The following is a 24,132-nucleotide window of genomic DNA, read 5'->3' as shown; positions in this document are numbered from 1 at the left end:
GCAACTATTTTCGGTAGAAGCCTATTTTCGGAGGAAAGAGGGAAATAACCGGTGCAGGATAGCTTCAAACGGCAAATAAACTATTTACGCATCGCCATTACCGACCGCTGCAACCTGCGCTGCCGGTACTGCATGCCGGCCACCGGGGTGCCCCTAAAGGGACACCAGGATATCCTGCGCCTGGAGGAGATTACTACCCTAGCCCGGGTGGCCGCCGGTACAGGCATCAGTCGCATCCGCCTCACCGGGGGCGAGCCCCTGGTCCGGAAGAACGTTGTGAGCCTGGTGCGACAGGTGGCCGCCATCCCGGGGATCGCCGAGGTAAGTATGACCACCAATGGCATATTCCTAGGGGGCTTGGCTCTGGCCCTCAAAGAAGCGGGCCTGAAACGGGTCAATATCAGCCTGGATAGCTTAAAGAAAGACCGCTACCGCTATATCACCCGCTGCGGCAACCTGGCCGGCGTCTGGCAGGGGATCCGGGCGGCTCTGACGGTAGGTCTAACCCCGGTTAAACTCAATGTAGTTATCACTCGGGGCTTTAACGACGATGAGATCCTAGATTTCGCCCGGTTGGCCGTGGCCGAGCCCCTGCATATTCGCTTTATTGAGCTTATGCCCATCGGTACGGCGGCGGAATCCGGCGCCGGCTATGTAGCGGCTGCGGAGATTAAAAACCGGATCAGCCAGGAGTATCCCCTGGAACCCGTGGCGGACCTGGTAACCAACGGTCCGGCCGTCAACTTCCGGGTGGCCGGCGGCCGGGGCAGTGTGGGCTTTATCAGCGCCATGTCCAACCACTTCTGCTCCCGCTGCAACCGCCTGCGCCTGACAGCCGACGGCAAGCTTCGGCCTTGCCTTTACTGGGACGGGGAATTGGACATCAAAGGCCCCCTGCGGGCCGGGGCCACGGAGGCCGAACTGGCGGCCCTCTTTGCCCGGGCCGTCAGCATAAAGCCGGCCGAACACCACATGGAGAACGGCTGGCGTCAGCCCCGGGCCATGTCGCAAATCGGCGGCTGAACTCCCCGGGGGCAAACTCCACAAGATATTTATTCTTGGAGGACTTTAACGATGAGTAATACCCTTACCCACCTTGATGCCAGAGGCCGGGCGCGTATGGTTGACGTCGGCGCCAAAGCGGTTACTGAAAGGGTGGCCGTAGCCCGGGGGCGAGTCCTGATGAGCCAAGAGACCCTCGGCCTGATTATGGAGGGGCGGATGCCCAAGGGTGACGTCCTGGCCGTAGCCCGGGTGGCGGGTATTATGGCCGCCAAGGAGACGGGCGCCCTGATCCCCCTCTGTCACCCCTTACCGGTGAGCGCCGTCAGCGTTGATTTCCGCCCTGACCCGGAGGACGGAGCCGTTGAAATTGAAGCCCGGGTGAAGACCGTCAGCCAGACGGGGGTGGAGATGGAAGCCCTGACGGCAGTGAGTGTGGCCGCTCTGACAATCTATGATATGTGCAAAGCCGTCGAACGGGGTATGGTCATCGATAGCATCAGGTTAATCGAAAAAAAGGGTGGCCGCAGCGGCCACTTTCTACGGGAAGGTGAGGAACCATGGGACGAATTATAGCTGTCTGTACCTCAGCCAGCAAGGGCGAGCAGAAAAAGAATATCGGCCGGGGGATGCTTATCGCCAACCACGGCCTGGAAGGGGATGCTCATGCCGGGCCCTGGCACCGGCAGGTGAGCCTGCTGGCCCTGGAGAGTATAGCCAAAATGCAGGCTAAAGGACTGCAGGTCGGTCCCGGCGACTTTGCCGAGAACCTGACTACCGAAGGCATCGACCTGGTGTCCCTGCCTGTCGGCACGCAATTAAAAATCGGGGAGCAGGTCCTGGCCGAGGTTACCCAGATCGGCAAAAAGTGTCATAGCCACTGCGCCATCTATGAGCAAGCCGGGGATTGCGTTATGCCCAGAGAAGGTATCTTTGTAGCCATCCACCAGGGTGGCCCGGTTCAGGTGGGCGACATTATCGAGGTAGTGGCCGCGGGAAGCGGAAAGGCGAGTTACGGCTCGGACCGGCACCAGGTCAGCGGCGAGGGAGTGGTGGCCCGGTGATTCGGGTAGCCATTCTTACCGCCAGCGATAAGGGTTCCCGGGGCGAGCGGGAGGATCAGAGCGCGGCGGTCATCCGGGAGATGGTGGCCGGGCTGGGCGAGGTGGTGGCTTATGCTGTGGTGGCCGATGAACGACCCCTCCTGGCAGCTAAAATGCGGGAGTTCGCCGATGAAGACAGGGTCGATCTTATCCTGACGACCGGCGGCACCGGCTTCAGTCCCCGGGACGTCACCCCCGAAGCCACCCGGGAGGTCATTGAGCGGGAGGTGCCCGGCCTGCCGGAGGCCATGCGCGCCGCCGGCCTGCAGGCTACACCCCAGGCCATGCTTTCCCGGGCCATTGCCGGCATCCGCGGCCGGACCCTGATCGTCAACCTGCCCGGCAGCCCCAAAGGGGTGCGGGAAAACCTGGCCGCCATCCTACCGGCCCTGCCCCACGGCCTGGCCATCCTGAGGGGCGAGGCCGGCGAGTGCGGGCAGCTTTAAGGGCGCTATAAATAGCAACGATCATCAAGAAACCCCGCCATGCCCATGGACATAACGGGGCTTCTTAATTTGATATAACAGCGTTATAGTAACGTAATGCGGATATGCTTTAAAGCTAGGTATTCGTTGAGGCCGTGGTGGGATAATTCAACCCCCAGGCCGCTTTCCTTCCAGCCGCCATAAGGGAAAGCCACCTCACCACCGGTTACATTATTAATCCCCACCGTACCGAATTGCAGGCGTTCAGACAGGACAAAGGCCGTTTTGAGGCTGCTTGTGTAGACATAAGCCACCAGGCCGTAAGGGCTGTCGTTGGCCAGAGCAACGGCTTCATCTAAATCGGAAAAACCCATGACAGGAGCCAGGGGGCCGAAGGTCTCCTCGGTCATAACCCGCATTTTGTGGTTTACGTTAGTCAACACCGTCGGCATAAAGAAGTAGCCAGGCCCTGCGTTTTCAGGACGCTTGCCGCCATATACCACTGTGGCGCCCTTCTCTATCGCATCCTGAAGGTGCGTTAAGGTTTTTTCTAACCCCTCTGCCGTAGCCATAGGACCAAGATCTACATCCGGGTTACTCAACCCATTGCCGATGGTCATCCTGCTTACCCTGGCAAGCACCTTTTCAAGGAAGGTATCGGCAACGGCCCGGTCGACATATACCCGATTAATGGCATTGCAAATCTGCCCCATATTACGGAAAGAACGGTAGACCGTACCCTGAGCGGCGGCTTCCAGGTCGGCGTCCCGGCATACGATTATAGGGCAATTGCCGCCTAACTCCAGGGAAATCTTTTTAAGGTATGGAGCCGCCAGAGACATTATTTGTTTCCCGGTTTCCGTAGAACCGGTAAGTGTTATTTTTTGAACGACCGGACTGGAGATAAGGGCAGCACCAATCTTGGCACCGGAACCCAGTAATAAATTAATGACGCCTTTAGGCTCCAGGCAGTCATTTATTAACCGGACAAATTCACAGGAAGCCAGGGGGGTATTGCTGGCAGGCTTGACGATTATAGTATTACCGGCAGCCAGGGCCGGGGCTATTTTCCAGGCGGCCAGCGATACAGGATAGTTCCACGGTACAAAGGCAGCCACTACACCCAGGGGCTGTTTGATTACCAGGCTCCTGATATCACCTTTATTGGTAGGCAGTATTTCTCCTAAAACACGCTGTCCTTCCTCAGCATAATAGTCCAGGGCTTCGGCGGCGGCCTTCACTTCTCCCCGGGCTTCAGCCAGGGGTTTTCCCTGTTCCAGGGTTAACAACCTAGCAATAGCTTCAATGTTAGCCTTGATTGCGGAAGCGGCCTTATGTAACATTTCCCCCCTTCTGGCAGGGCTGGTATCCGACCACTCCCGGTAGGCTTTGCCGGCGGCGTTAAGGGCGGCCTGGATCTCGGCATCACTCGCTTCGGGTAGAGTACCGATGGTTTCCAGAGTGGCGGGGTTGCTGATTGGTTTTTGACTCTCGCTGGAACTCTCGTAAATGATTTCACCGTTAATCAACATGAAAGCATTATGCCTTGACAAGGTTGTTCCTCCCCTTCTTAGTTATGTTTATTTAAGCATAACGAATACAAGTGCTAATGTCAACATGTAAATACATCATCTTGACAGAAAAAATTTTTTTAGCCAGCAGGAATTTCGTAAGAAATGTAGAATATAGAGGATGTAAACACAATATGAGATCAGTGTAAGTTATTCCACCCGAATAATTTATGTGTTAAAGGCAGTGAAATTAATGCCTGTTCCCCAGGGTTTAAACATGGACCCCCGCATACCCCTCTACTACCAGCTGATGCAGCTTTTTCGCCAGCAGATCGAAGAAGGGGAATACCAACCGGGAGATTCCTTTCCTTCGGAAAATGAACTATGCGAGAAATTCGGTGTCAGCAGGCCGACGGTGCGCCAGGCCCTTAATGAATTAGTCAGGGAAGGGTTGTTGCATCGCATTAAAGGCAAAGGCACCTTTGTATCGGTACCGAAAATCCAGCAGGATTTTATGCAAAAGCTGGTCAGCTTTACGGAAGAGATGGAACAAAAGGGTTTAAAAGGCACCACCAGGGTATTGTCCTTACAGGTTGTACCCGCCTCTAAAAGTGTTGCCGCTCATTTGTCCCTGGCCATCGAAGAACCTGTTTTCCAGTTAGACAGGTTAAGGTTTATCAATGATGAGCCTATAGTAGTGGTGACAACGTATTTGCCCCAGAAGTATTGTCCTACTCTTATGCAGCAGGACTTGAATAACCAGTCCTTGTATAAAACACTGGAGGCTCAATATGGTATCCATATTTCCAGGGCCAGGCGTGTTTTGGAGGCAATAGCTGCCATAGAAGAATACGCCAAATTGCTGGAGATAGAAGTAGGGAGTCCCATTCAGTTATCAAGAACTGTGACCTGGGACCAGTATAACCGGCCGGTCGAATTTTCTATCGCCCGCTACCGCGGCGACAGGAGCCAGTTTACTATTGATTTAATAAGGTAAAAGGAGAGTTTATGCCTGCACTAAGATGTGGTAGCAAGATAATCGAGTGTGAGGGAGTTATCTTTGATAAAGACGGGACCCTAATTGACTCTTTCAAGATCTGGCCGGATTTAATAAAAGCTAGGGTAAAGATTTTACAAAGGGAAATAGGTTTTGATAATGAAATGGCCCGGCTTTTAGAAAAAACCATGGGTCTTAACGAAGGGGGGATTATCCGGCGGAGCCCCATTGTAGTTGGGTCGCGGGAGCAAACGGCGGCAGCAATGGCTACCATGCTTTTTGTATATCGAGGTATCCCCTGGGATGCAGGCATGGAAAAAGTAAACCGGGCTTTTGACTTATGTGATCAGGAGATGGGGCTGGCATGTCAGGCCCAGCCGTTTCCTGGTGCCCAACAAACTCTAAAAAATCTTTTTGAAGCCGGTTTCAAGCTCGCCGTTGCTACGAATGATGATATGGAACGTACCTACGCTCTAATGGAGTATGCCGGACTGGCTCCTTACCTGCATGCCTATGCTTGCCGTAACGAGGTCGAGAGGGCCAAGCCGGCTCCTGATCTTATATACCTTGTCTGCCGGCGATTAGGATTAGATGCCGGGCAATGCATAATGGTGGGCGATTCCCCCTTGGATATACAAATGGGAATGAATGCGGGGGTTTATATGAATGTAAGAGTTTTAGGTAGGGCGTTGTGTAAGGAAGAAATAACAGGTTCTAATGTTATTACTATAAATTACATAACAAATATAATACCATTCTTGTTGTGAAATGGATGATGGTTTCTTACTCATTATTTTGTATGGGGTAAAACTAATTAGTCAAAAAAAGATGTTGTTTATAGTATATCTATATAGGGTTTCTGTATATACTAATTAAATTTCAAAGACCTTCTGCCATTATTGTAAATAGCTTGGGGAAAAAATTTTATAAACCAGCAGGAATCTTAATAAGAAAGGAGAATATTAATGATGTAAATACAACATAAAGTCAAGCCAAGAACATATAAGCACTGCAGAAGAAACGTAAGAGCAGCAAACTCAAATCTACAGATAATAGATAATGCAAGTTCTCGTAAACGCCCAAAAAACTTCAGGTTAAAGCAGGGTCATATCTAGACAAAAGGGGGTAATGCAAAAAATACAAGGGTATACCGGCGAACGAATTATTTGATGGATGGGTCAGCCGACGCCTTGGTGGCATAATTTAAAGGAGGTGTAGGACAATTAAAACTGAAAACGAAACATTAAAATTTGTATTTATTACTAACTGTGTTAATGAAGATTTTTATAATCCAGTTAAAAAAGGAGTTCATGATGCTTCGCGATTGATAGATGTCAAAGCCGATTTTATTGGAACAGAAGAAGTTGACATTGACCAGCAAATCGAGATGGTTGATAATGCGATCAAACAAGGATATGATGGTATTGCCCTAAGTATAACTCACCCTACAAAATTTAATGCTGTCATAGAAAAAGCATTAAAACACGGTATTCCTGTCGTGGGATTTAATATTGATTCCAATGACCCGTCAAACAAAAGATTAAGCTGCATATGCCAAAATGTATATGAAGCGGGCAAAATTTTAGGTAGAGAAGCAATGAAATATATACCGGAGAAAAGTAGACTTTTATTCACCTTGCATTCTGTAGGGGTATCTGCTTTAGATGATCGTCTCAGGGGTGCACAGGAAGTATTAAGCAACAAAAACATAATTTCACAGGTTGTTGTAACAGGAATTGAGCCTATGAAAGCATCTAGCATCATTTTAAAAGCCTTAAAAGAGGATGAACAAATTAATGCTATTATATGCACCGGACAAGCGGATACAGAGGGTGCAGGCATAGCTGCAAATATTTTAAAGAAGGATAAGGATTATTTCGTTGCCGGCTTTGATTTATCCGCTAAGATCATTCAATTTATAGAAGAAGGGATTATAAGATTTACAATTGACCAGCAGCCCTATGTACAGGGATTTTATCCAGTTTTGCAATTAGCGCTCTACTGCAGGTATGGAATTATTCCTTCTAATATGGATGCAGGAGCAACAATTATAGACAGAAATAATATCAAAACACTAATCAGAGCGCATCAAAAGGGCTATAGATAAAAACAAAATAAAGAGGGGATAGCATAGGGGTCGCCGGATGTGGGCAAAACTGCACGTCTAGTGGCAACAGTGGTAGGCACCCCGTGAGTAGTGCCTTTTACCTACAAAATTAAGGTGAGGAGTGAAAAGAAAAATGAGTGATCAGGTATATGCATTTCGTGATCAGGCATGTGTATTAGAAAGTACGAAAACAGGTAATTTAATTAATCTAGAAGTGAGCAGAAATGATAAAAAGGTGTTAAGAGATTTGGCAAAGAAAGTAGCAGAGCTTGCAGCACGGCCAGTTGAGGACGAAAAAAGGGAACTTTGGTATAAGCTCAATAGTTTGGAGGAAACGAGGCCCGTTATTTTCTGCGACCCTGAGTTGGGTTGGAATGAAATAATAAAAGACTCCGATTTGAAGTGTGAAGGTGACCTGGCTCTTATATGGGAAAACAAGTTAAGAAAAGAAATATTTTGGGGAGAATCCATGGGTGATGACCGGGTAACGGACATATATTTTGATGTACCCCACATTGCTAAAAGCACAGGTTGGGGTATGGATAAGAAAGTAATCGGTGACCTTGCGGAGGGGTCTTATAAATGGGAAGCCCCCTTGAAGAGCTATGAGGATATGGACAAACTGCATTTCCCTGAGATTATCGTTGATTATGGCAAATCCGATTTAGTGTTGAATCAGGCAGAGGAGATATTTGGAGACATTTTTAAGGTTCGCCGTAAAAACATCTGGTGGTGGACTCTTGGTATGACATGGCCACTGGTGGATCTCCGCGGGTTGGAACAAATCATGTGGGATATGTATGATCACCCCGAAGAACTTCATCGAGTGATGGCTTTTTTAAGAGACGGACATATTCATATGCTGGAATTCCTGGAGAAAAATAATCTTTTAAGCTTGAATAATGATGGTACGTACGTAGGCTCAGGTGGCTTCGGGTGGACTCACGAACTACCCCAAAAGGATTTTGACGGAAAAACTGTTAGAACAATTGATATGTGGGGGTTTGCTGAAAGCCAGGAAACCGTGGGTGTATCCCCGGCACAGTTTGAGGAATTTGTATTTCAATACCAATTACCTATCTTGGATCGGTTTGGTTTAAATTGTTATGGCTGCTGCGAACCTTTAAACAAACGATGGGATATAGTAAAAAAAATACCGCATCTTAGAAGAGTGTCGGTTTCACCTAAGGCAGATGCTAAAGATATGGCCGAGAAATTGGGGGATAGGTATGTATTTTCATTTAAACCGGAGCCGGCATATCTGGCAACCCCTATGTTAGACGAGGAATTTATACGCAAATACCTGAGAAGTGTTTTCCAGGCTGCCAAGAATTGCAATTGCAGGGTAGAAGTAATTTTGAAAGATACGACTACGATCGGCGGAAATCCGGAAAACGTCATTAAATGGTGTAAAATTGCGCGTGAAGAGGCGGAATCCCTCTGATTCCGTAAATAGAGATACAGTAAGTTACTCAAGGAGGTGTGCTTCAGGGAATATATATTAACTATCCTAAGGTTTTATGGTGTTTTTGAGTCCAAGTTTAACAAGTTTAAAAAGAAAGGAAGGTAAGGTTCATGCGAAAAGGCAAACTGTGTTTAAATGCTATTTTATTGATGGCACTTCTCATTTTCACAGTCATGAGCATAGTAGGATGTGGAACACCTACTAAAACAAAAGCTGATGGGACAGCGAAGAAGGAAATTACTATTGGAAGAGTTATTCTTTCGTTTGATCAACCGTACCAGCAAGCAGATATGAAAGCATCTGAAGCTTATGCAAAAGAGTTGGGAATTAATTTGACATTACTTGACGGGAAAATGGATTCAAATACGATTGCAAATGCGATGAGCGAATTAATTGCTAAAAAAGTGGACGGGATTATTGTCCAGCCTTTAGACGGAGCTGCTATAGACAGCTCTATCACGGAAGCGCATAAAGCAGGGATACCGGTTGTTACGTTCTTTGAAAAGCAAAAGACAACCAAAGCTCCATATGTAAGGATTAATGAGGCGAAAAGCTCATTTGAGTTAGGTGCGTTGGCTGCCAAGAAGTGGAAAGAATTTTATCCTGATAAGCCAATATTCATTGGTGTTGTAGATCAACCTGAGATAGCATATGTACATGAAAATAGGGCACTGCCATTTATTGAAGGTGTCAAGAGCGTAGATAAAGATGCAAAAGTTGCAGCAATGGTTGCTGGCGGTGGTCTTAGGGATAAAGCCTTCGCGGCTGCGCAGGATCTTCTGCAAGCACATCCCGAAGCTAATATCATTTATGGAATTAATGCAGATTCTGCACTTGGAGCATTGTCAGCATATCAAATGGCTGGAAGAGGAAAAGCAAAAAATGGGATACCTCTTACAGAACTGATTGTCGGGACAGATGGAACCGAGCCGGAAATACTACAGATAATAAACCCAAATTCTGCGTATAAAATTACGATGGCACTACAACCTGCGATGAATGCAAAGACTCTTATAGATACCTGTTTAAAAACTATTAAAGGTGAATATAAGATGGATGAGGATAAAACTGTTGATACATTTGATGTTATTATGGACTATTGGAGTTATGATGTAAATAAATTCCAGTCATTCCTCAAAACCCAATATTTCATGGATGTGGATTTAAAAGCTGAATTGGCAAAGATGGTAAAAGAGTAAATCAATCTGTGTAAATGGAAAGTGCCTCATTAAAAGTACCTCATTATAGTTATAGTATAACTGGGTCTTATCCGTAGAAGGCTGGGGGTCAGGGCCGATCCCGCCCCCAGCCTTAACCTGACGCCGTAAATTGAAAGCTGAAAGACAGCAGGGCGGATGATAGTATAGGAGGGATAATATGGTTCGCAGGATTGGACTTCTTACCTTTTCTGACGGCAGGCCGGAAGCCCATGCCGAACTTTTGGAAATGAACCGCGCCTTCCAGGAGCGCGTGGTACAGGCCCTTTCTGCAGTGGATGAGATTGAACTAGTAGTTGGCGATGAGATTATCTCCACTCCGGAAGAGGCAAAGCGCCAGGCCCATCGACTTAAGGCGGCTGAAGTTGATGGTACTATTTTTAATTTTTCCATCTGGTGTTTCCCCCACCTCGGGGTGATTGCAGCTCAGCATGGCAAAGGCCCCTACTTGCTTCTCTCCAATCTCAACCCTCGCTATGCTGGCCTGGTCGGCATGATGGCAACCGCCGGGAGCCTTGATCAATTGGGTATTAAAAATTCTCGGGTTTGGGGCGATGTCCAGGATCCAAAAGTGCTGGACCAGATTATCCGGTTCGCCCGGGCAGCCTCGGTGGTGAGCAGATTGAAGGGGCAGACATACGGCCAGATTGGCGGGCGCAGTATGGGTATGTACACGGCAGTTGCTGACCTACGCCAGTGGCAGTTACAGTTTGGTGTTGATGTTGAGCATATAGACGAGCTGGAAATTGTACGCCGAGCCAGTACTATAGATCCTGAAAGGGTAGAGAAAGCTTTTCGGTGGTTAACGGAGCGGATCGGGCATATTGTTTACAACAACATGTTTACAGAAGACAAGCTTCGCTATCAAATCAGGACATACATGGCTACTAAAGAGATTGTTCGAGATTTTAATTTACATTTCATTGGTATTAAATGCCAGCCTGAAATGGCAGATCATTATTGCAGTCTATGTCTCAGCCAGGCATTTCTTAACGATCCATATGATATGGAAGGCTCCAAAACTATCACACCTACTGCCTGCGAGTGCGATATGGATGGCGCCTTGACTATGCAGATACTTCATTTGCTTACAGATCTCCCTGTCCTATTCTTTGATTTCCGTCACTATGATCCCGAAGAAGACATCTATGTTTTCAGCAACTGCGGCTCCCAATCAACCTGGTACGCAGGCCGTTCACAGATGCCCGAGGAAAATCTCAGACCCGTATCCTTTTATCCACAAACTCCAACTTTCTACCGGGCCAGTGGAGCAACAGTACAATATATGGCTGCTGCAGGCGAAGTTACTATAGCCAGACTTGCCAGGCGTAACGGCAGGTACTGGATGGCCATTATGCCGGGAGAATTTGTCACCTACCCTGTTGAAAAGATGGAAGAAACCTCTCCGGAATGGCCGCAAGCATTTACAAAACTTAAGGTAAAACCCGATGAACTGATCCGGGTATATGGGTCAAACCATGCCCATGGTGTAGCAGGATACTGGGTACCGGAGTTAGTTAAGATCTGTGAGTTACTAGATGTGGAGCCAGTTGTATTTGCATAGGGATGGACATGACAACAAGGAAATATCGGGTGAAGCTATTTTGTCAGGGAGGAGGAATATTTTCATGGCATTTCAATATGTAATCAGCAACTGGATTTATGGCGAGGAAGATCTCCGGACTACATTTGAGCGTTTGCATCGGTTTGGCTATGACGGTGTAGAGTTAATGGGCGAACCTGGGAAGTATGATGTAGCAGAAGTTCGTAAACTATGCCGGGAGTTTAGGCTGAAAGTCCTTACCATTGCCGGGATGTATCCCTGGCCTACTGAGGAACGAGATCTCAGCAATCCCGATCCGGCTATTCGCTCTCGGGCCGTGCAATACTTAAAAGACTGCTGTGCTTTTGCCAATGAATTGGGAGCCAGGGTGATCATAGTTGTACCCTCAGCGGTATCCAAGACTCAGCCGGTTGGTAATCCAAGAAGTGATGACGAATGGTTAAAGGCATATGCTGATGAGTGGAGATGGGCGGTAGACTCGGTAGGGAAGGCAGCCATTCACGCAGAGGAACGGGGTGTGTTTCTGGCTATCGAACCCATCAACCGTTATGAAACATTTTTAGTGAACTCATGCGAGCAGGGACTGAGGATGATGCGTGAGATCAATTCGCCGGCGGTGAAGCTCCATCTGGACACTTTCCACATGAATGTTGAGGAGGTTAGCCCGGCAGGTGCCATTCGGGAAGCCGGGGAAGCCCTAATTAATTTGCATATCGCCGATAGCAACCGGAGGGCTGTAGGAGAGGGCCATACCGATTTTCGTTCCATCGTTCAGGCTTTGCAGGATATTGAATATAAATGGACGTTAAGCCTAGAGCCGCTCCCTCCGGTTCCAGATCCATACTTGGCTACGCGTATCAAGCGTTTTGAATACCTGCGCGATGATTATGCCCGTCTTTCAATCGAACGCCTGAAAGCGATAGAAAAAGAGCTTTTGAATAAATAGAAGTTATAACCTCACTAACTGCTAGGCCCTCGACCCCCTAGAAAATTCTAGGGAAAACCGGACAATAAATCAATTAAAGGGAGTGATGGCAAAAGACACAAGAGATGACTTTAGATATCATATCTTTAGTACTCAAAAAAGGGTGAGTATGCATGAGTGAGAATGTTATAGAGATAAGAGATCTGTCAAAATACTATCCGGGCACCACAGCACTTGACGGTGTTAGTTTTGACATAAAAAGAAATACGGTTCATTGTATTGTGGGAGAAAACGGTGCGGGTAAATCTACTTTTGTAGGAATCCTTTCAGGGGCAATCAAACGAAGCAAGGGGAAAATCATATATAATAACACCGATTATAATCCCCAGAATATCCGCGATGCAATCAATTCGGGAATGAGTTTTCTTTTTCAAGAATTGAACGTAGTAGAAACTCTTACAGTAGAACAGAATCTAACTCTTGGAATTGAAAAAAAGAAATATGGCTTCATAAGGAGAAGCAAAGAGGCAGATAAATCTTTTGAGGTACTAAGAAGTTTTGCCCCTGACATACAACTGGGAAAAAGGGTTTCGGAATTGAGTGTAGCACAAAAACAAATCATTGAAATCGTAAAAGCCATCACATTAGATGCAAGTGTAATAGTCATGGATGAACCAACCGCAGCTTTATGCGAAGAGGAGGCCAAAAGGTTATTTAGAGTCATTAATGATTTAACGAAGCAAAATGTTACAGTTATATATATTTCCCATAGGCTAAATGAAATATTTGAGTGTGGGCAATATGTAACTGTCCTAAGGGATGGAAAATGCGTTGGGACGAAGCGAATTGTAGATATAGCATCTCCTTCTGAATTAATAAAGATGATGACAGGAAAAGCAGTTGAAGAAGGCTATATCCCCAGTGAAATTGATTATAACAAGAAAGTTTTTTAAGCAAAAAGTTTATGCAATAAAAAACTGAAAAATATTAGCTTTGAGCTCTATAAAGGAGAAATTCTAGGTTTCTATGGTTTACGGGGTGCAGGTAAGACGGAGATAGCAAGGGCTATATATGGCATTGATGAGACACGAGGTTCTATATTTATTAATGGCCAAGAGACAGAAATCAAAAACCCTCGTGTAGCCATAAAGAAGAAAATATGTATGGTACCGGAGGAAAGAAGAACACAAGGGCTAGTCACTAAATTATCAATACGCGAAAATATACCGTTGATGAATATCAAAAAAATATCACGATACATGTTTACCATCATTTGGAAAGAGCGGGATCTTGCTAAAACATATATTGAGAAATTAAGGATAGCGACAGCTGATGAGGATAAAACTGTTTCCTTATTGAGTGGAGGAAATCAACAAAAAGTTGTGCTAGCAAAATGTTTAAATGCTGAAGGAGAAATAATGCTGTTGGATGAACCAACTAGGGGAATTGATGTGGGTGCGAAACAGGAAATCTACAAAGTTATAAGGGATTTCTCCAAAGAAGGGAAGTCCGTCATGGTTTTTTCTTCCGACCTTCCCGAGATTATTAATCTATGTGATCGAATAATACTACTTTTTGATGGGGAAATAAAAGCTGTTATGAAAAACAATAAAGAAATTAACAGAGAAGAAATCATGCTTATAGTAACGGGAGGCAAGTGTTAACACAATGAAAATCAAAGTTAATAAATATCTTCTTCATAAACTTATATTATTAGGCATACTGGCAATTGAGATAGTGGGGTTGACGATTTTATGTAATGATTTTTTTACCACTGCAAACTTAAAAAATGTTATTCAACAAACAGCGTTGATAGTAATAACAGGTTGTGGAGCTACTTTGTTGATGATAAGCGGCAACATAGATCTATCAGTTGGAAGCATATTAGCATTATGTGGAATGCTGTCGGCACTATTTGTGGTTTGGGGGATGCCAATAACATTATCAATCGTTCTTTCTTGCATTATCGGAGCTTTCATGGGGATGCTCAATGGTGCTATGGTTGTTAAATTAAAAATAACACCTGTCATAGCAACTCTGGGAATGATGTATGTTGCAAGAGGACTTTCTTTCATTATAGGTAATGGTAAATCAATTTCTGTAGGATTACCGCAAAATTTTGGTTACATGGGACAAGGATTTATAGGTCCCCTTCCTGTTTCAGCAGTAATTGTTCTAATTATGGTGGTAATATTTTATATCATTGAGAGTAAAACAGTTGTGGGTAAGTATTCTTTTGCGATTGGCGGAAATAAAGTAGCTGCATGGCTTTCAGGAATAAATGTCGATGCAATTGTATTCTTACTGTATACGCTGGTTGGACTTTTAGCAGGATTATCAGGTACGCTTTTAGCTTCAAGGTTGGCTAGCGGCCAGCCAAATGTTGGAGTGGGGTTCGAATTTGATGTAATTGTGGCCGTAGTCCTTGGTGGTACACCTTTGGAAGGTGGTGAGGGTTCAGTTATCGGAATGCTTATGGGTGCATTACTCGTTGGATTTCTTAACAATGGGATGAATCTTCTTGGTATCCAATCATTTTATCAGAGCGTATTTAAAGGAATTATACTGGTTGCTGCAGTACTTTTAAACAAAGTACTAAAGGAGAAATTAACATGATGCACAGGTTTGTTAGTGACTCCAACCGAATGTTTCCTATGGGTACTATGGGCGGATAGCATAATTCAATTTATGTGTTATATTTATGCCTCGAAGTAAAAAATTTTTAAACCAGGCATTAAGTAGTTCAACAAGGGGGAAAAATTAATGCTTAAAAGTGAAATGATCGGAATAGCAGTTCTTGGTGCCGGGCGCGCGGGCATGGTCCATGCGCGCAACTTTGCGGAGCATGTACCTGAGGCACGACTGGTAGGAGTATATGATGCCGATAGAGAGCGCGTCGATGCGGTAGTTAGCGAGCTGGGGACTAAAGGCTATTATGATATTGAAGATTTATTGCGGGACGCCAGCATCGATGCCGTGGTCATCGCAGCGCCGACCTTTGCCCATAAAGACCTGGTCGTGGCGGCTGCTGCGGCCCAAAAGGCTATCCTGTGCGAGAAGCCCCTGGCGCTCACTCCCGACGAGGCCGAAGCCATGCAGGAGGCGGTTGTCGCCGCCGGGGTGCCCTTCGTCATGGGTTTCATGCGGCGCTATGACGAAAATTTCCGCCGGGCCAGGGAGATTATTGCCCGGGGTGATATCGGCCGCCCGCTCATTATAAAGTCAACTGGTAAAGGCCCGGGACTGCCGTCGCGTTGGGCGTGGGACGTAAAAAAAAGCAATGGTATCTTGGGTGAAGTCAACAGCCATGATTTCGATTCTGTCCATTGGCTGATGGAAGCGGAATATGCCTGGGTTTTTGCCAGGGGGAAAAATTTCCGCTCAGAGGAACTGAGAAAAGAGTTCCCCGATTTCTACGATAACGCCCTGGTGATGTTTGAGATGACCAACGGATGTTTAGGTACGATCGACGGCTCCTGCCCCAGCGAATACGGCTATGACGCCAGGATTGAGATCCAGGGAACCGAAGGGCTGCTCTTTATCGGGGATATCGCCCGGCATGGTTTGACAGTCTGTACCAGGAGCAAAGGCGTCGCGAAGAATGTTGTCGATAGCTGGCGAAGCCTCTTCCGGGATGCCTATCTAAGAGAGGACAGGCACCTGGTGGAATGCCTGGTAAAAGGCGTGCAGCCGCAGACGACTCTGCTGGATGGGAAACGAGCCCTTAACGTGGTGCGGGCCGCCAACCAGTCGATAATTACAGGGAAAGTGGTTAGCCTGTAGGATTATAAAAACCGGTTTTTTCCGGCACCTGGCATGCTGGAGTAAACGTACATGTAAAGACAATATTATGTAATAGCAATTATTCCAGGAGGAAAGTTTTATGTTTAAAGGCGGGTACCTGGGTAAAGTTTTACGAGTTAACCTGAGCACCGGTTCCATAGCCGTAGAAAATGTCAATCCGGGCATCTACCGTCAGTTTTTAGGCGGGCGCGGGGCGGCGGCCTATTACTATTACCGGGAAATCGGGCCGGACACGGCACCCCTGTCTCCTGACAACAAGCTCATTTTCTTTACCGGCCCCCTTACCGGCCTCAATCTTCCCTCGACGACCAAATTCCAAATGGCCACCAGGTCGCCCATGACGGGCCTTTACCTCTGTTCCAACTCCAGCGGCAGGGTGGGTCCCCACCTGAAGTTTGCTGGCTACGACGGTTTGATAGTTGAAGGCCGCGCCGCCAATCCTGTATTCATTTACATTAATAACGACAGCGTTGAAATCAGGGACGCCGCCTTACTCTGGGAAGAAAGCACTTCCCGGGCTGAAAAGAGGTTAAAGGAACTTACCGGTGAGCCCCGCGCGGCAATTATGTGTATCGGACCGGCGGCTGTTAAAGGGGCCGACCTGGCCTGCATCATGGTCGACGGCCGCAGCTTTGGCCGCGGCGGCGCAGGCCGGGTCATGGCCGGTAAAAATTTAAAAGCCGTGGTGGTTTACGGTACCGGGAAAATTCCTGTTTACGACGCGGAAAAGATAAACGATTTGGGCAAGACGGCTGCGCAGAAAGCCCGGGATGGGAAACCGGTGCATACCCGGTTCGGCACGGCCCAGTATACCTCTATAATGAATGAGTTCGGCTGTTACCCGAGCTACAACTTCCGCACTGGCGTCTTTGACGGTATAGATACCATTACCGCTGAATATATGGAAAAACATTATAAAGTAAAGAACCTGGCCTGTTATCGCTGCCCGGTTGCTTGCGCCCAGCTTTGCGAGGTAAAAGAAGGTCCTTTTAAGGGATTTAAAAGTGATCCTGAATACGAAACCATCGGCGCCTTTGGCGGCCAGTGCGGCGTCAGCGATTTCGGCGCCATTGTGGCCGCCAACAGCCTCTGCGATGAATACGGCCTCGACACCATGTCGGCGGGTACGATTATCGCTTATGCTATGGAATGTTATGAACGGGGCCTGTTTACGGAGGAAGAGCTGGGGATGAAGCTGCCCTTCGGCGATGGTGAGGCTATGGTGGCCATGGTGAAGCGCATTGGTGAAATGGAAGGGTTCGGGGCTGAACTGGCGCGGGGTTTTCGCTACCTGGCGCAAAAGTACCCGGCGACCGTTCCGTACATGATGCACGCCAAGTGGATGCCCTTTGCCGCTTATGAACCGCGCGGTTTTCACGGCATAGGCCTTTCTTACGGGACCTCCAGCCGCGGCGCCTGCCATAATGTGGGCGGGTGGACCATCCGCGACGAACTGCTGACGGGAGAGTACGATCCCTTCGCCGTAAAAGGCAAAGGGGAACTGGTCAAGGCCATCCAGGATACCCGGGCTTATATTGACTCCCTGGGGATCTGCACTGTGGTAAGGTCGGCCATGGGATTTACTGACAAGCCCACGGGTAATGTCCTTGCGCTGGTTACCGGCTATGACTTTACGCCGGAATTGATGACCATCGGTGAGCGTATTTACACCCTGGAGCGGCTTATTTTAGGGCGCGAGGGGGTAACAAGGGCCCACGATTACCTACCGGATCGCATCATGAAGGAGAAGCTGCCGGAGGGCCCGGCCCGGGGGCATGTCTTGAGCAAGGAGATGTACGATGAAATGCTCGATGGATATTACCGCACCCGGGGGTGGGACGAAGAAGGCAGGCCCACGCCGGAACGGCTGCAGGAGCTGGGGCTGGAATTTTGCCTGCGGGAGGGTTAAGCAAAATGCAGGTCGCAGTGCGTTACCTGGGCCCGGCCTCCAGCTTCAGCAACACCGCCAGCGACGTCCTGGAATTCGACCGGCCGGTATCCCTCCGGCAGGTGTTAGATACTATCGCGGCCAGGTACAACTATAGCTTTACGCCGCCGGCCTGGGCCCTCCTCCTCGATGGGCGTGGTGTTGCCAATGAAAATTGGGCCGGCACCATCATCGAAGCTGATGCGGAAATCACGATTTTACCCCATTTATCGGGAGGATAAGTTCGATGGGCTATAAAGTAGTAGTTACGCCCCGCTCCTTTGGGGCGACTTCCACCAGGCCCCTGGACATGTTGCGGGAAAAGGGTTATGAAGTAGTACTTAACTTAAAGGGGCGCCCTTTAAAACAGGAGGAGCTTCTCGAGCTGGCCGCTGACGCCGACGGCCTCCTGGTAGGGATTGATGAAGTATCAAGGCAGGTGATAGAAGGTTCTCCGGGCTTAAAGGTAATTTCCAAGTACGGCGTGGGTGTCGATAACATCGATTTGCAGGCGGCCCGGGAGCGAGGTATCATTGTTACCAATACTCCCGGCGTGAATACGGAAGCAGTGGCCGACCTGGCGGTGGCCCTGATGCTCTGCGCGGCCCGCCAGGTAGCTGCAGCCGACCATTCAATAAAAAAAGGTGAATGGAAAAAGTTTATGGGTGTATCCTTGTTTAAAAAGACGGTAGGCGTCCTGGGTACGGGTCAAATAGGGCGCGCCGTGGTCAGGAGGTTAAAAGGGTTTGAAGCGGAACTCCTGCTGTACGATATAGCCAGGGATGAAAATTTTGCGGCCGCGGTGGGCGGCCGCTACGCCGACCTGGCAGAAGTGTTGCAGGAGGCCGACTTTGTGTCCGTGCACCTGCCCCTCCTGCCGGCTACCCGTAATTTAATCGGTGAAGCAGGGTTGAGGCTGATGAAGGCCGGCGCCATAATTGTGAATACCGCCCGAGGCGGCATAATTGATGAGGATGCTCTGGTAAAGGCTCTACGCGAAAAATGGATCAGGGGGGCGGCCCTGGATACCTTCAGCGTCGAGCCCCTGGCCAATGAAGAATTAAGGAAACTGCCCAATGTGGTGTTAACCCCCCACATCGGCGCCTATACAGAGGAAGCAGTCTTAATGATGGGCATGCAGGCTGCCGGGAATCTCATCGACGCCCTGGATGGAAGGCGGCCGGAAAGCGTAGTAAATTGAATAGGCCAACCTGGAAATCTGGAAAAGGGGTAAGAAGAAAGATGAAAAAAGCAGTTTACCTGGAACCGCACGTGCTGGAAGTGGTTGAGGATGAAGTCCCGGTCATCGGCCCGGACGAAGCTCTTTTACGGGTACGGGATTGTACCATCTGCGGTACTGATCTGCGCATTTATAACTACGGCCATTTTAAAATTCCAACGGGTGCTAAAAGGGTGCTCGGCCACGAGGTGGTAGGAGAAATAGCGGAAGTAGGCGGCCAGGTGCAGGGCTTAAAGCCGGGCATGAGGGTGGCGATAGCGCCGAATATCGGTTGCGGCCACTGCGATATGTGCGTCCAGGGTTGGAACCAGCTCTGTCCCGATTACGAGGCTTTTGGCATCAGCCTCGACGGCGGCTTTGCCGAATATATGAAGATTCCAGCCGCGGCAATCCGCCAGGGAAATATCCTGGAAATTCCCGATGGAATATCTTACCGGGAAGCAGTACTAGTAGAACCCCTTTCATGCGTTTATAACGGTTTTGAATCAATTGGCATTAAGCCAGGAGATACAGTAGTCGTCTTTGGCGCCGGCCCCATAGGGTTGCTGCATGTCCAGCTGGCCAGGCTGGGTGGGGCAACCAAAATTATTCTCTGCGAGCCGGTTGAGGAACGCCTGCAGGAGGGCAGGCGGTACGGGGCCGATATTCTAATCAACCCGCAGCAAGAAGATATCAAAGCCGTTGTCAAGGAGGAAACAAAAGGGAAAGGGGCGGATGCCGTCATTACCGCCGTCTCGGCGGCGGTCGTCCAGCAGCAGGCCCTAGAAATTGCTGGCATCCTCGGGCGGATCAATTTTTTTGGCGGGTTACCCCGGGGCCAGGAGACGGTATCCCTCAATACCAATTTAATTCACTACAAGCAGCTAATAGTAACGGGGACCACCGGTTCCAACCACAGACAATACCGGCGGTCTTTGGAGCTTATTGCCGCCGGAAAAGTCGAAACAGGAAGTTTGATCGGCAGAATTTACCCCCTGGAAGCGATTGCTGAGGCTTTTCAACAAGGAAATACCGGGAAAAAGATTGCTATAAGCTTTGAAAAATAAACCTTATCCACTGAGGAAGGAGAACTGGCAATGTACGATTTTTTACCATTTAATACTACTTGCAATTTTAATACCGGCGTTTTAAACCCACCCGGCAACCTGATTAGCCGCTGTCTTGCCGATATGCGGGGAGTTTTTCACGATAGAGATGCCTATGAAGTGATGCTTAAGGAAAACCCCAAAATCTATGAGTTTTATAACGTCATCATCCCGGAAGAGGAGGGGCACCTGCAGCACTGCACCAGTATTATCTACCCGGGCAAAGTCGGCAATGAATACTTTATGACCAAGGGACATTATCACGCTATTCCAGGGACGGCAGAAATATATATTTGTTTACGGGGCCAGGGTAAATTAGTAATGCAAACGGTTGAGGGTGATTTTATGGCTCTGGATATGTACCCGGGGAGCATCTCCTATATACCGCCTTTCTGGGCCCACCGGACAATCAATGTCGGCAGCGAGCCACTGATCTTTTTTGGCGTTTACCGCGGGGATGCCGGGCATAATTACGGTACCATCGAAGAAAAAGGTTTTTATAAACTGGTTATAGAAAAAAATAATATCCCGACAATCATAGATAATCCTCTCTACAGCAGATAGGAGGAGGACAATGGACCGGAAATATTTAATGGGCATTGATATTGGTACTACCGGTACCAAAGCCGGGCTGTTTGACCTGGAAGGCAACCTGGTTGCCGACGCTTATGAAGAATCGGTCTTGCATTATCCCCAACCCGGCTGGGTAGAACAAGAGGCCGAAGACTTTTACCGAACCACCTGTTTAACTGTGCGTCGCGTTTTAGAAAAGAGCCGCATCAACCCCGCCGAGATAGCTGCCATCGCCTTTGACGGGCAGATGGCCGGGATTTTAGGGATTGACGGCGACTGGCAGCCGGTAACCCGGTACGATTCCTGGTTGGATATTCGCTGCCAGAAATATGTGGACTGGATCCGCGAAAATTATAGCGATATTTTCATCAATACCGTGGGTATGCCGCCGACGGTAGCCCACGGCCCTAAGATGCTCTGGTGGAAAAATGAAGAACCGGAGACCTTTAAAAGGATTGCTAAATTTATTGTCCCGGCAGTTTATGTAGCCGGCCGGATTTGCGGCCTCAAGGCGAAGGAGGCCTTTGTCGACCATACTTACGTCCACTTTTCCGGGGTCAGCGATGCGCGTAATATCGCCTGGTCCACGGAAATGCTCGACCTTTTTGACATACCGCTGGAAAAAATGCCGCGTATCGTGGAGCCATGGGAAATAGTGGGTTATGTTACGGCGAAAGCGGCAGAGGATACAGGACTGGCAGCAGGGATACCGGTAGCCGCCGGCGCTGGCGATCATGCCGCCAGCTGCCTGGGGGCCGGCCTGGTGGAGAAGGGCCTGGTGGTGGATGTCGCTGGGACGGCTTCTATTCTGTCCTGCTGCGTTGATCGCTTCGTCCCCGACGTTGCCCATAGGACCATCATCATGCCGCGCGCAATACCAAAAGATCTATGGTTGCCCCACGCCTATATAGGCGGTGGCGGCCTGTGTTTGAGGTGGTTCAGGGACACCTTCGCCCCGGTGGAAAAGGAACAGGCGCAACAGCAGGGGAACAGCGCTTATGATCTCTTAAATAAAAAAGCTGCCGCTGCAAGCCCGGGCAGCGGGGGATTGTTATTTGTCCCCCATCTCGGCGGGCGTATTTACCCTTATGACAGCAGTGTGCGCGGGGCCTGGATCGGCTTTAGCTGGAACCATGACCAGGGAGGCTTTTATCGCTCCATCATGGAAAGTATCGCCTATGAGTATTGCTATTATTTAAATATAGAAAAGCAGCTTTACCCGGAACTCGAATTTAAGGAAGTCCGGGTTATCGGCGGGGGCGCCCGCAGTGATTTCTGGAACCAGATGAAGGCCAACATTTTGGGCATACCTTATGTTAAACTGGACCGGGAAGAAGTGGGTATACTCGGTTCTGCCATCCTGGCTGGCTATGCTGCCGGTATCTACCGGGATCTTAAAACTGTAGCGCTGCAGTCATCTCGGGCCGGTAAAAGGTACGAGGTTGACTTAAAGCTACACCGATTTTATCAACCCTATACACGGTTATATGCAGAAGTTTTTACGAATCTGGTTCCTGTTTATGGCCAGCTGGGGAAATTAGCCGCACGGGCAGGGATAGATGAAAATTAGTTTAAGAATTTAAGAAAGCGCCCTTCTGGCAGCTGAGACCCGCAAAGAGCCGGCCAGTGGCGAATATCGGCGGGAGAATACCAGTAAATGAGCGGCCATCGGAGGAACCGTCTTGGCGATAAAACGCAGTCGCAGTGCTACCAAATTAGCCGTACGTGGTAAAGTAAAGTGCGCTCTGGCAATGGGTCTGAAATGTATTGCCCATAATTTCCAGCAGCTTAAAAAAGCTGGTTTTAGGTTAAAGCTAAGGAGGTTAAGGAAATCTCTGTCAACCCCCAAATGCCTTTACAGGGGGTTAGTGTCCCTGCTTGTATGGAAAAACCAGGAAACGGGGGTAGATTACGGTTTTTGACTGGCCACTAATGCAGTTATATTACCTGCAAAATGCCATTTTTGATGTTAGAGCTTTTACGCACCTGGCGCGAGTTAGGTATTTTGGGGTTCTTGCACCGGAATCTTGATATTGCTTTCCTCTAATAACCATAGTATCATGAATATATAACAGGAGGTGTTACATCGATGGCTAACACAAAAGTTATGCATATACGGCTTCCAGATGATATAGCAACACGTCTGGATGCTTTTCTTCAATCCCGGGATATAAGCCGGAGCGGGTTTATCACAGAAGCCGTAGCCGAAAAGCTATGTCGAGAGATACAAGTACAAAAGCTTAAAGAAACCCGTGGCATTCTGGAGCCGGAAGACGCGCCGGAATGGTTTAATAGCCCCAGTGCTAAATGGGTACGAGAGATCCGGGAACAAGAGAGGGATATTACTTGGCGGCCTTTTTAATCGATACTTGTGTGCTTATTGATCACCTTACAGGAAGGCTGGCGCCACCTGTTTCCGCATGGCTGGAACAGACGGCGCGTTCCGGCGCTCTGGCCACCAGTGTAGTAGTATATCATGAGCTCTTGACCGGCGCGAAAAGCCCCAGAGCTCAGGCTGCCATAAAAACCCTATTGGAAACTTGGACGCTTTTTCCTGTTAACCGGGCGGTCGCTGAAAGGGCTGCGGCGCTCCGGCGCGAGCTGGCTACCCAGGGAAAACCGGCGGGAATGGCTGACAGCTTAATCGCCGCTACGGCCGAACTTCGTAGCTTCAGGGTGGTAACTGCCAATCTCAAGGACTTTCCCGGCGCACTGGCCCCGGAAGAGGCGGCTTCCACTCAAGTTTAGCCCTTTTACCGGAACGACCCGCCCGGCAGTAGCGAATCCCGGCGAAAGGGCTTGCATTTTTAGCGTAAAGAATATATGATAATACCTGTACTTAGCACTCCTTAAAAAGGAGTGCTAACAACTACTGATAAGGGAGGCCCATCGATGAGTTTTCAGCCCTTAGGGGACCGTGTCCTCATTAAGCCCCTGGAAGCCGAAGAAAAAACAGCGGCCGGTATTGTCCTGCCGGACACCGCCAAGGAGAAACCCCAGCAGGGAGAGGTTGTAGCCGTTGGCCCCGGCCGTTTGCTGGATAATGGTGAGCGGGGAAAAATGGAGGTTAAAGCCGGAGACCGGGTGCTCTATGCCAAGTATGCCGGTACCGAGTTGAAACAGGGTGACACCAAATACCTGGTCCTCAGCGAACGAGATATTCTCGCGATAGTTGAATAAAGACTGA

At 48.6% G+C, this 24,132-nt stretch carries 25 protein-coding genes; 24 read left to right on the top strand and 1 reads right to left on the bottom strand.

The genetic code is table 11. The features are described 5' to 3' along the window. Positions 1-51: 51 nt before the first annotated feature. The 4 genes from moaA to SDD30_RS04225 are packed head-to-tail and all read left to right on the top strand — an operon-like array spanning position 52 to position 2,551. A complete protein-coding gene (gene moaA / locus SDD30_RS04240; protein WP_434073693.1) occupies positions 52-1,023 on the top strand; it encodes a GTP 3',8-cyclase MoaA in 972 nt (323 codons plus the stop codon). 51 nt (positions 1,024-1,074) lie between these two features. Then, the gene (gene moaC, locus SDD30_RS04235) at positions 1,075-1,578 is read left to right on the top strand and encodes a cyclic pyranopterin monophosphate synthase MoaC (protein ID WP_434073692.1); all 504 of its coding nucleotides are present in this window, start codon (positions 1,075-1,077) and stop codon (positions 1,576-1,578) included. Beyond that, on the top strand, positions 1,563-2,066 hold the full coding sequence (locus SDD30_RS04230; RefSeq protein WP_434073691.1) for an MOSC domain-containing protein: 504 nt from the start codon (positions 1,563-1,565) through the stop codon (positions 2,064-2,066). Before moaC ends, SDD30_RS04230 begins: the two co-directional genes overlap by 16 nt. Beyond that, a complete protein-coding gene (locus tag SDD30_RS04225) occupies positions 2,063-2,551 on the top strand; it encodes a MogA/MoaB family molybdenum cofactor biosynthesis protein (RefSeq protein ID WP_434073690.1) in 489 nt (162 codons plus the stop codon). The genes SDD30_RS04230 and SDD30_RS04225 overlap by 4 nt, the downstream gene beginning before the upstream one ends. A gap of 83 nt (positions 2,552-2,634) precedes the next feature. Here SDD30_RS04225 and SDD30_RS04220 read toward each other — a convergent pair whose 3' ends face one another. Then, on the bottom strand, positions 2,635-4,083 hold the full coding sequence (locus SDD30_RS04220) for an NAD-dependent succinate-semialdehyde dehydrogenase (RefSeq protein ID WP_434073689.1): 1,449 nt from the start codon (positions 4,081-4,083) through the stop codon (positions 2,635-2,637). 211 nt (positions 4,084-4,294) lie between these two features. Here SDD30_RS04220 and SDD30_RS04215 point away from each other — a divergent pair, with 211 nt between their 5' ends. From SDD30_RS04215 to groES, 20 genes are all read left to right on the top strand, one after another. Then, the gene (locus tag SDD30_RS04215; RefSeq protein ID WP_434073688.1) at positions 4,295-5,038 is read left to right on the top strand and encodes a GntR family transcriptional regulator; all 744 of its coding nucleotides are present in this window, start codon (positions 4,295-4,297) and stop codon (positions 5,036-5,038) included. A gap of 11 nt (positions 5,039-5,049) precedes the next feature. Further along, positions 5,050-5,805: an HAD family hydrolase gene (locus tag SDD30_RS04210; RefSeq protein ID WP_434073687.1), complete on the top strand. Its 756-nt coding sequence runs from the start codon at positions 5,050-5,052 to the stop codon at positions 5,803-5,805. A gap of 455 nt (positions 5,806-6,260) precedes the next feature. Continuing rightward, entirely contained in the window at positions 6,261-7,145 is an 885-nt protein-coding gene (locus tag SDD30_RS04205; RefSeq protein ID WP_434073706.1) for a substrate-binding domain-containing protein, read from the top strand. 133 nt (positions 7,146-7,278) lie between these two features. Beyond that, positions 7,279-8,589, top strand: a complete 1,311-nt coding sequence (locus SDD30_RS04200; RefSeq protein WP_434073686.1) for a hypothetical protein — start codon at positions 7,279-7,281, stop codon at positions 8,587-8,589. A gap of 131 nt (positions 8,590-8,720) precedes the next feature. Then, positions 8,721-9,809, top strand: coding sequence for a sugar ABC transporter substrate-binding protein (locus tag SDD30_RS04195; RefSeq protein ID WP_434073685.1), 1,089 nt, complete (start codon positions 8,721-8,723; stop codon positions 9,807-9,809). A 178-nt stretch (positions 9,810-9,987) separates the two neighbouring features. After that, entirely contained in the window at positions 9,988-11,391 is a 1,404-nt protein-coding gene (locus SDD30_RS04190; protein WP_434073684.1) for an L-fucose/L-arabinose isomerase family protein, read from the top strand. A 64-nt stretch (positions 11,392-11,455) separates the two neighbouring features. Then, complete coding sequence (locus SDD30_RS04185) at positions 11,456-12,337, top strand: sugar phosphate isomerase/epimerase family protein (protein ID WP_434073683.1); 882 nt, start codon at positions 11,456-11,458, stop codon at positions 12,335-12,337. A gap of 152 nt (positions 12,338-12,489) precedes the next feature. After that, complete coding sequence (locus SDD30_RS04180) at positions 12,490-13,269, top strand: ATP-binding cassette domain-containing protein (RefSeq protein WP_434073682.1); 780 nt, start codon at positions 12,490-12,492, stop codon at positions 13,267-13,269. 24 nt (positions 13,270-13,293) lie between these two features. After that, on the top strand, positions 13,294-13,980 hold the full coding sequence (locus SDD30_RS04175; RefSeq protein WP_434073705.1) for an ATP-binding cassette domain-containing protein: 687 nt from the start codon (positions 13,294-13,296) through the stop codon (positions 13,978-13,980). A 4-nt stretch (positions 13,981-13,984) separates the two neighbouring features. Beyond that, positions 13,985-14,932 (top strand): ABC transporter permease, encoded by a 948-nt coding sequence (locus SDD30_RS04170; protein WP_434073681.1) that lies wholly within the window; start codon positions 13,985-13,987, stop codon positions 14,930-14,932. 147 nt (positions 14,933-15,079) lie between these two features. Then, the gene (locus SDD30_RS04165) at positions 15,080-16,099 is read left to right on the top strand and encodes a Gfo/Idh/MocA family protein (RefSeq protein ID WP_434073680.1); all 1,020 of its coding nucleotides are present in this window, start codon (positions 15,080-15,082) and stop codon (positions 16,097-16,099) included. Between the two features lie 100 nt (positions 16,100-16,199). Continuing rightward, complete coding sequence (locus SDD30_RS04160; RefSeq protein ID WP_434073679.1) at positions 16,200-18,029, top strand: aldehyde ferredoxin oxidoreductase family protein; 1,830 nt, start codon at positions 16,200-16,202, stop codon at positions 18,027-18,029. 5 nt (positions 18,030-18,034) lie between these two features. After that, positions 18,035-18,289: a MoaD/ThiS family protein gene (locus SDD30_RS04155; protein ID WP_434073678.1), complete on the top strand. Its 255-nt coding sequence runs from the start codon at positions 18,035-18,037 to the stop codon at positions 18,287-18,289. 5 nt (positions 18,290-18,294) lie between these two features. Next, on the top strand, positions 18,295-19,248 hold the full coding sequence (locus tag SDD30_RS04150) for a phosphoglycerate dehydrogenase (RefSeq protein ID WP_434073677.1): 954 nt from the start codon (positions 18,295-18,297) through the stop codon (positions 19,246-19,248). A 41-nt stretch (positions 19,249-19,289) separates the two neighbouring features. Further along, on the top strand, positions 19,290-20,333 hold the full coding sequence (locus SDD30_RS04145; protein WP_434073676.1) for a zinc-dependent dehydrogenase: 1,044 nt from the start codon (positions 19,290-19,292) through the stop codon (positions 20,331-20,333). A 30-nt stretch (positions 20,334-20,363) separates the two neighbouring features. Then, the gene (locus SDD30_RS04140; RefSeq protein ID WP_434073675.1) at positions 20,364-20,936 is read left to right on the top strand and encodes a glucose-6-phosphate isomerase family protein; all 573 of its coding nucleotides are present in this window, start codon (positions 20,364-20,366) and stop codon (positions 20,934-20,936) included. A 10-nt stretch (positions 20,937-20,946) separates the two neighbouring features. Then, positions 20,947-22,515 carry an FGGY-family carbohydrate kinase gene (locus SDD30_RS04135; protein ID WP_434073674.1) on the top strand — a complete coding sequence of 523 codons (1,569 nt, stop codon included), beginning with the start codon at positions 20,947-20,949 and terminating at the stop codon, positions 22,513-22,515. A 519-nt stretch (positions 22,516-23,034) separates the two neighbouring features. Continuing rightward, positions 23,035-23,307, top strand: coding sequence for a ribbon-helix-helix domain-containing protein (locus tag SDD30_RS04130; RefSeq protein WP_434073673.1), 273 nt, complete (start codon positions 23,035-23,037; stop codon positions 23,305-23,307). After that, positions 23,292-23,693, top strand: a complete 402-nt coding sequence (locus tag SDD30_RS04125) for a type II toxin-antitoxin system VapC family toxin (protein ID WP_434073672.1) — start codon at positions 23,292-23,294, stop codon at positions 23,691-23,693. Before SDD30_RS04130 ends, SDD30_RS04125 begins: the two co-directional genes overlap by 16 nt. 144 nt (positions 23,694-23,837) lie before the next feature. Continuing rightward, positions 23,838-24,125, top strand: a complete 288-nt coding sequence (groES, locus tag SDD30_RS04120) for a co-chaperone GroES (protein ID WP_434073671.1) — start codon at positions 23,838-23,840, stop codon at positions 24,123-24,125. Positions 24,126-24,132 lie beyond the last annotated feature (7 nt).

It is taken from the genome of Moorella naiadis (nom. illeg.), assembly GCF_051020825.1.
Classification (GTDB): Bacteria; Bacillota; DSM-521; order Neomoorellales; family Neomoorellaceae; genus Neomoorella; species Neomoorella naiadis.
The sequence above is the reverse complement of the archived record's forward strand: the minus strand, read 5'-3'. Positions and strand labels throughout refer to the sequence as shown.

What these genes read in the sequence shown, in the direction of transcription:
- moaC (WP_434073692.1), top strand. Translation starts at nt 1,075, where the DNA reads ATGAGTAATACCCTTACCCACCTTGATGCCAGAGGCCGGGCGCGTATG.
- SDD30_RS04230 (WP_434073691.1), top strand. Translation starts at nt 1,563, where the DNA reads ATGGGACGAATTATAGCTGTCTGTACCTCAGCCAGCAAGGGCGAGCAG.
- SDD30_RS04215 (WP_434073688.1), top strand. Translation starts at nt 4,295, where the DNA reads ATGCCTGTTCCCCAGGGTTTAAACATGGACCCCCGCATACCCCTCTAC.
- SDD30_RS04210 (WP_434073687.1), top strand. Translation starts at nt 5,050, where the DNA reads ATGCCTGCACTAAGATGTGGTAGCAAGATAATCGAGTGTGAGGGAGTT.
- SDD30_RS04200 (WP_434073686.1), top strand. Translation starts at nt 7,279, where the DNA reads ATGAGTGATCAGGTATATGCATTTCGTGATCAGGCATGTGTATTAGAA.
- SDD30_RS04195 (WP_434073685.1), top strand. Translation starts at nt 8,721, where the DNA reads ATGCGAAAAGGCAAACTGTGTTTAAATGCTATTTTATTGATGGCACTT.
- SDD30_RS04190 (WP_434073684.1), top strand. Translation starts at nt 9,988, where the DNA reads ATGGTTCGCAGGATTGGACTTCTTACCTTTTCTGACGGCAGGCCGGAA.
- SDD30_RS04185 (WP_434073683.1), top strand. Translation starts at nt 11,456, where the DNA reads ATGGCATTTCAATATGTAATCAGCAACTGGATTTATGGCGAGGAAGAT.
- SDD30_RS04180 (WP_434073682.1), top strand. Translation starts at nt 12,490, where the DNA reads ATGAGTGAGAATGTTATAGAGATAAGAGATCTGTCAAAATACTATCCG.
- SDD30_RS04170 (WP_434073681.1), top strand. Translation starts at nt 13,985, where the DNA reads ATGAAAATCAAAGTTAATAAATATCTTCTTCATAAACTTATATTATTA.
- SDD30_RS04165 (WP_434073680.1), top strand. Translation starts at nt 15,080, where the DNA reads ATGCTTAAAAGTGAAATGATCGGAATAGCAGTTCTTGGTGCCGGGCGC.
- SDD30_RS04160 (WP_434073679.1), top strand. Translation starts at nt 16,200, where the DNA reads ATGTTTAAAGGCGGGTACCTGGGTAAAGTTTTACGAGTTAACCTGAGC.
- SDD30_RS04155 (WP_434073678.1), top strand. Translation starts at nt 18,035, where the DNA reads ATGCAGGTCGCAGTGCGTTACCTGGGCCCGGCCTCCAGCTTCAGCAAC.
- SDD30_RS04150 (WP_434073677.1), top strand. Translation starts at nt 18,295, where the DNA reads ATGGGCTATAAAGTAGTAGTTACGCCCCGCTCCTTTGGGGCGACTTCC.
- SDD30_RS04145 (WP_434073676.1), top strand. Translation starts at nt 19,290, where the DNA reads ATGAAAAAAGCAGTTTACCTGGAACCGCACGTGCTGGAAGTGGTTGAG.
- SDD30_RS04140 (WP_434073675.1), top strand. Translation starts at nt 20,364, where the DNA reads ATGTACGATTTTTTACCATTTAATACTACTTGCAATTTTAATACCGGC.
- SDD30_RS04135 (WP_434073674.1), top strand. Translation starts at nt 20,947, where the DNA reads ATGGACCGGAAATATTTAATGGGCATTGATATTGGTACTACCGGTACC.
- SDD30_RS04130 (WP_434073673.1), top strand. Translation starts at nt 23,035, where the DNA reads ATGGCTAACACAAAAGTTATGCATATACGGCTTCCAGATGATATAGCA.
- groES (WP_434073671.1), top strand. Translation starts at nt 23,838, where the DNA reads ATGAGTTTTCAGCCCTTAGGGGACCGTGTCCTCATTAAGCCCCTGGAA.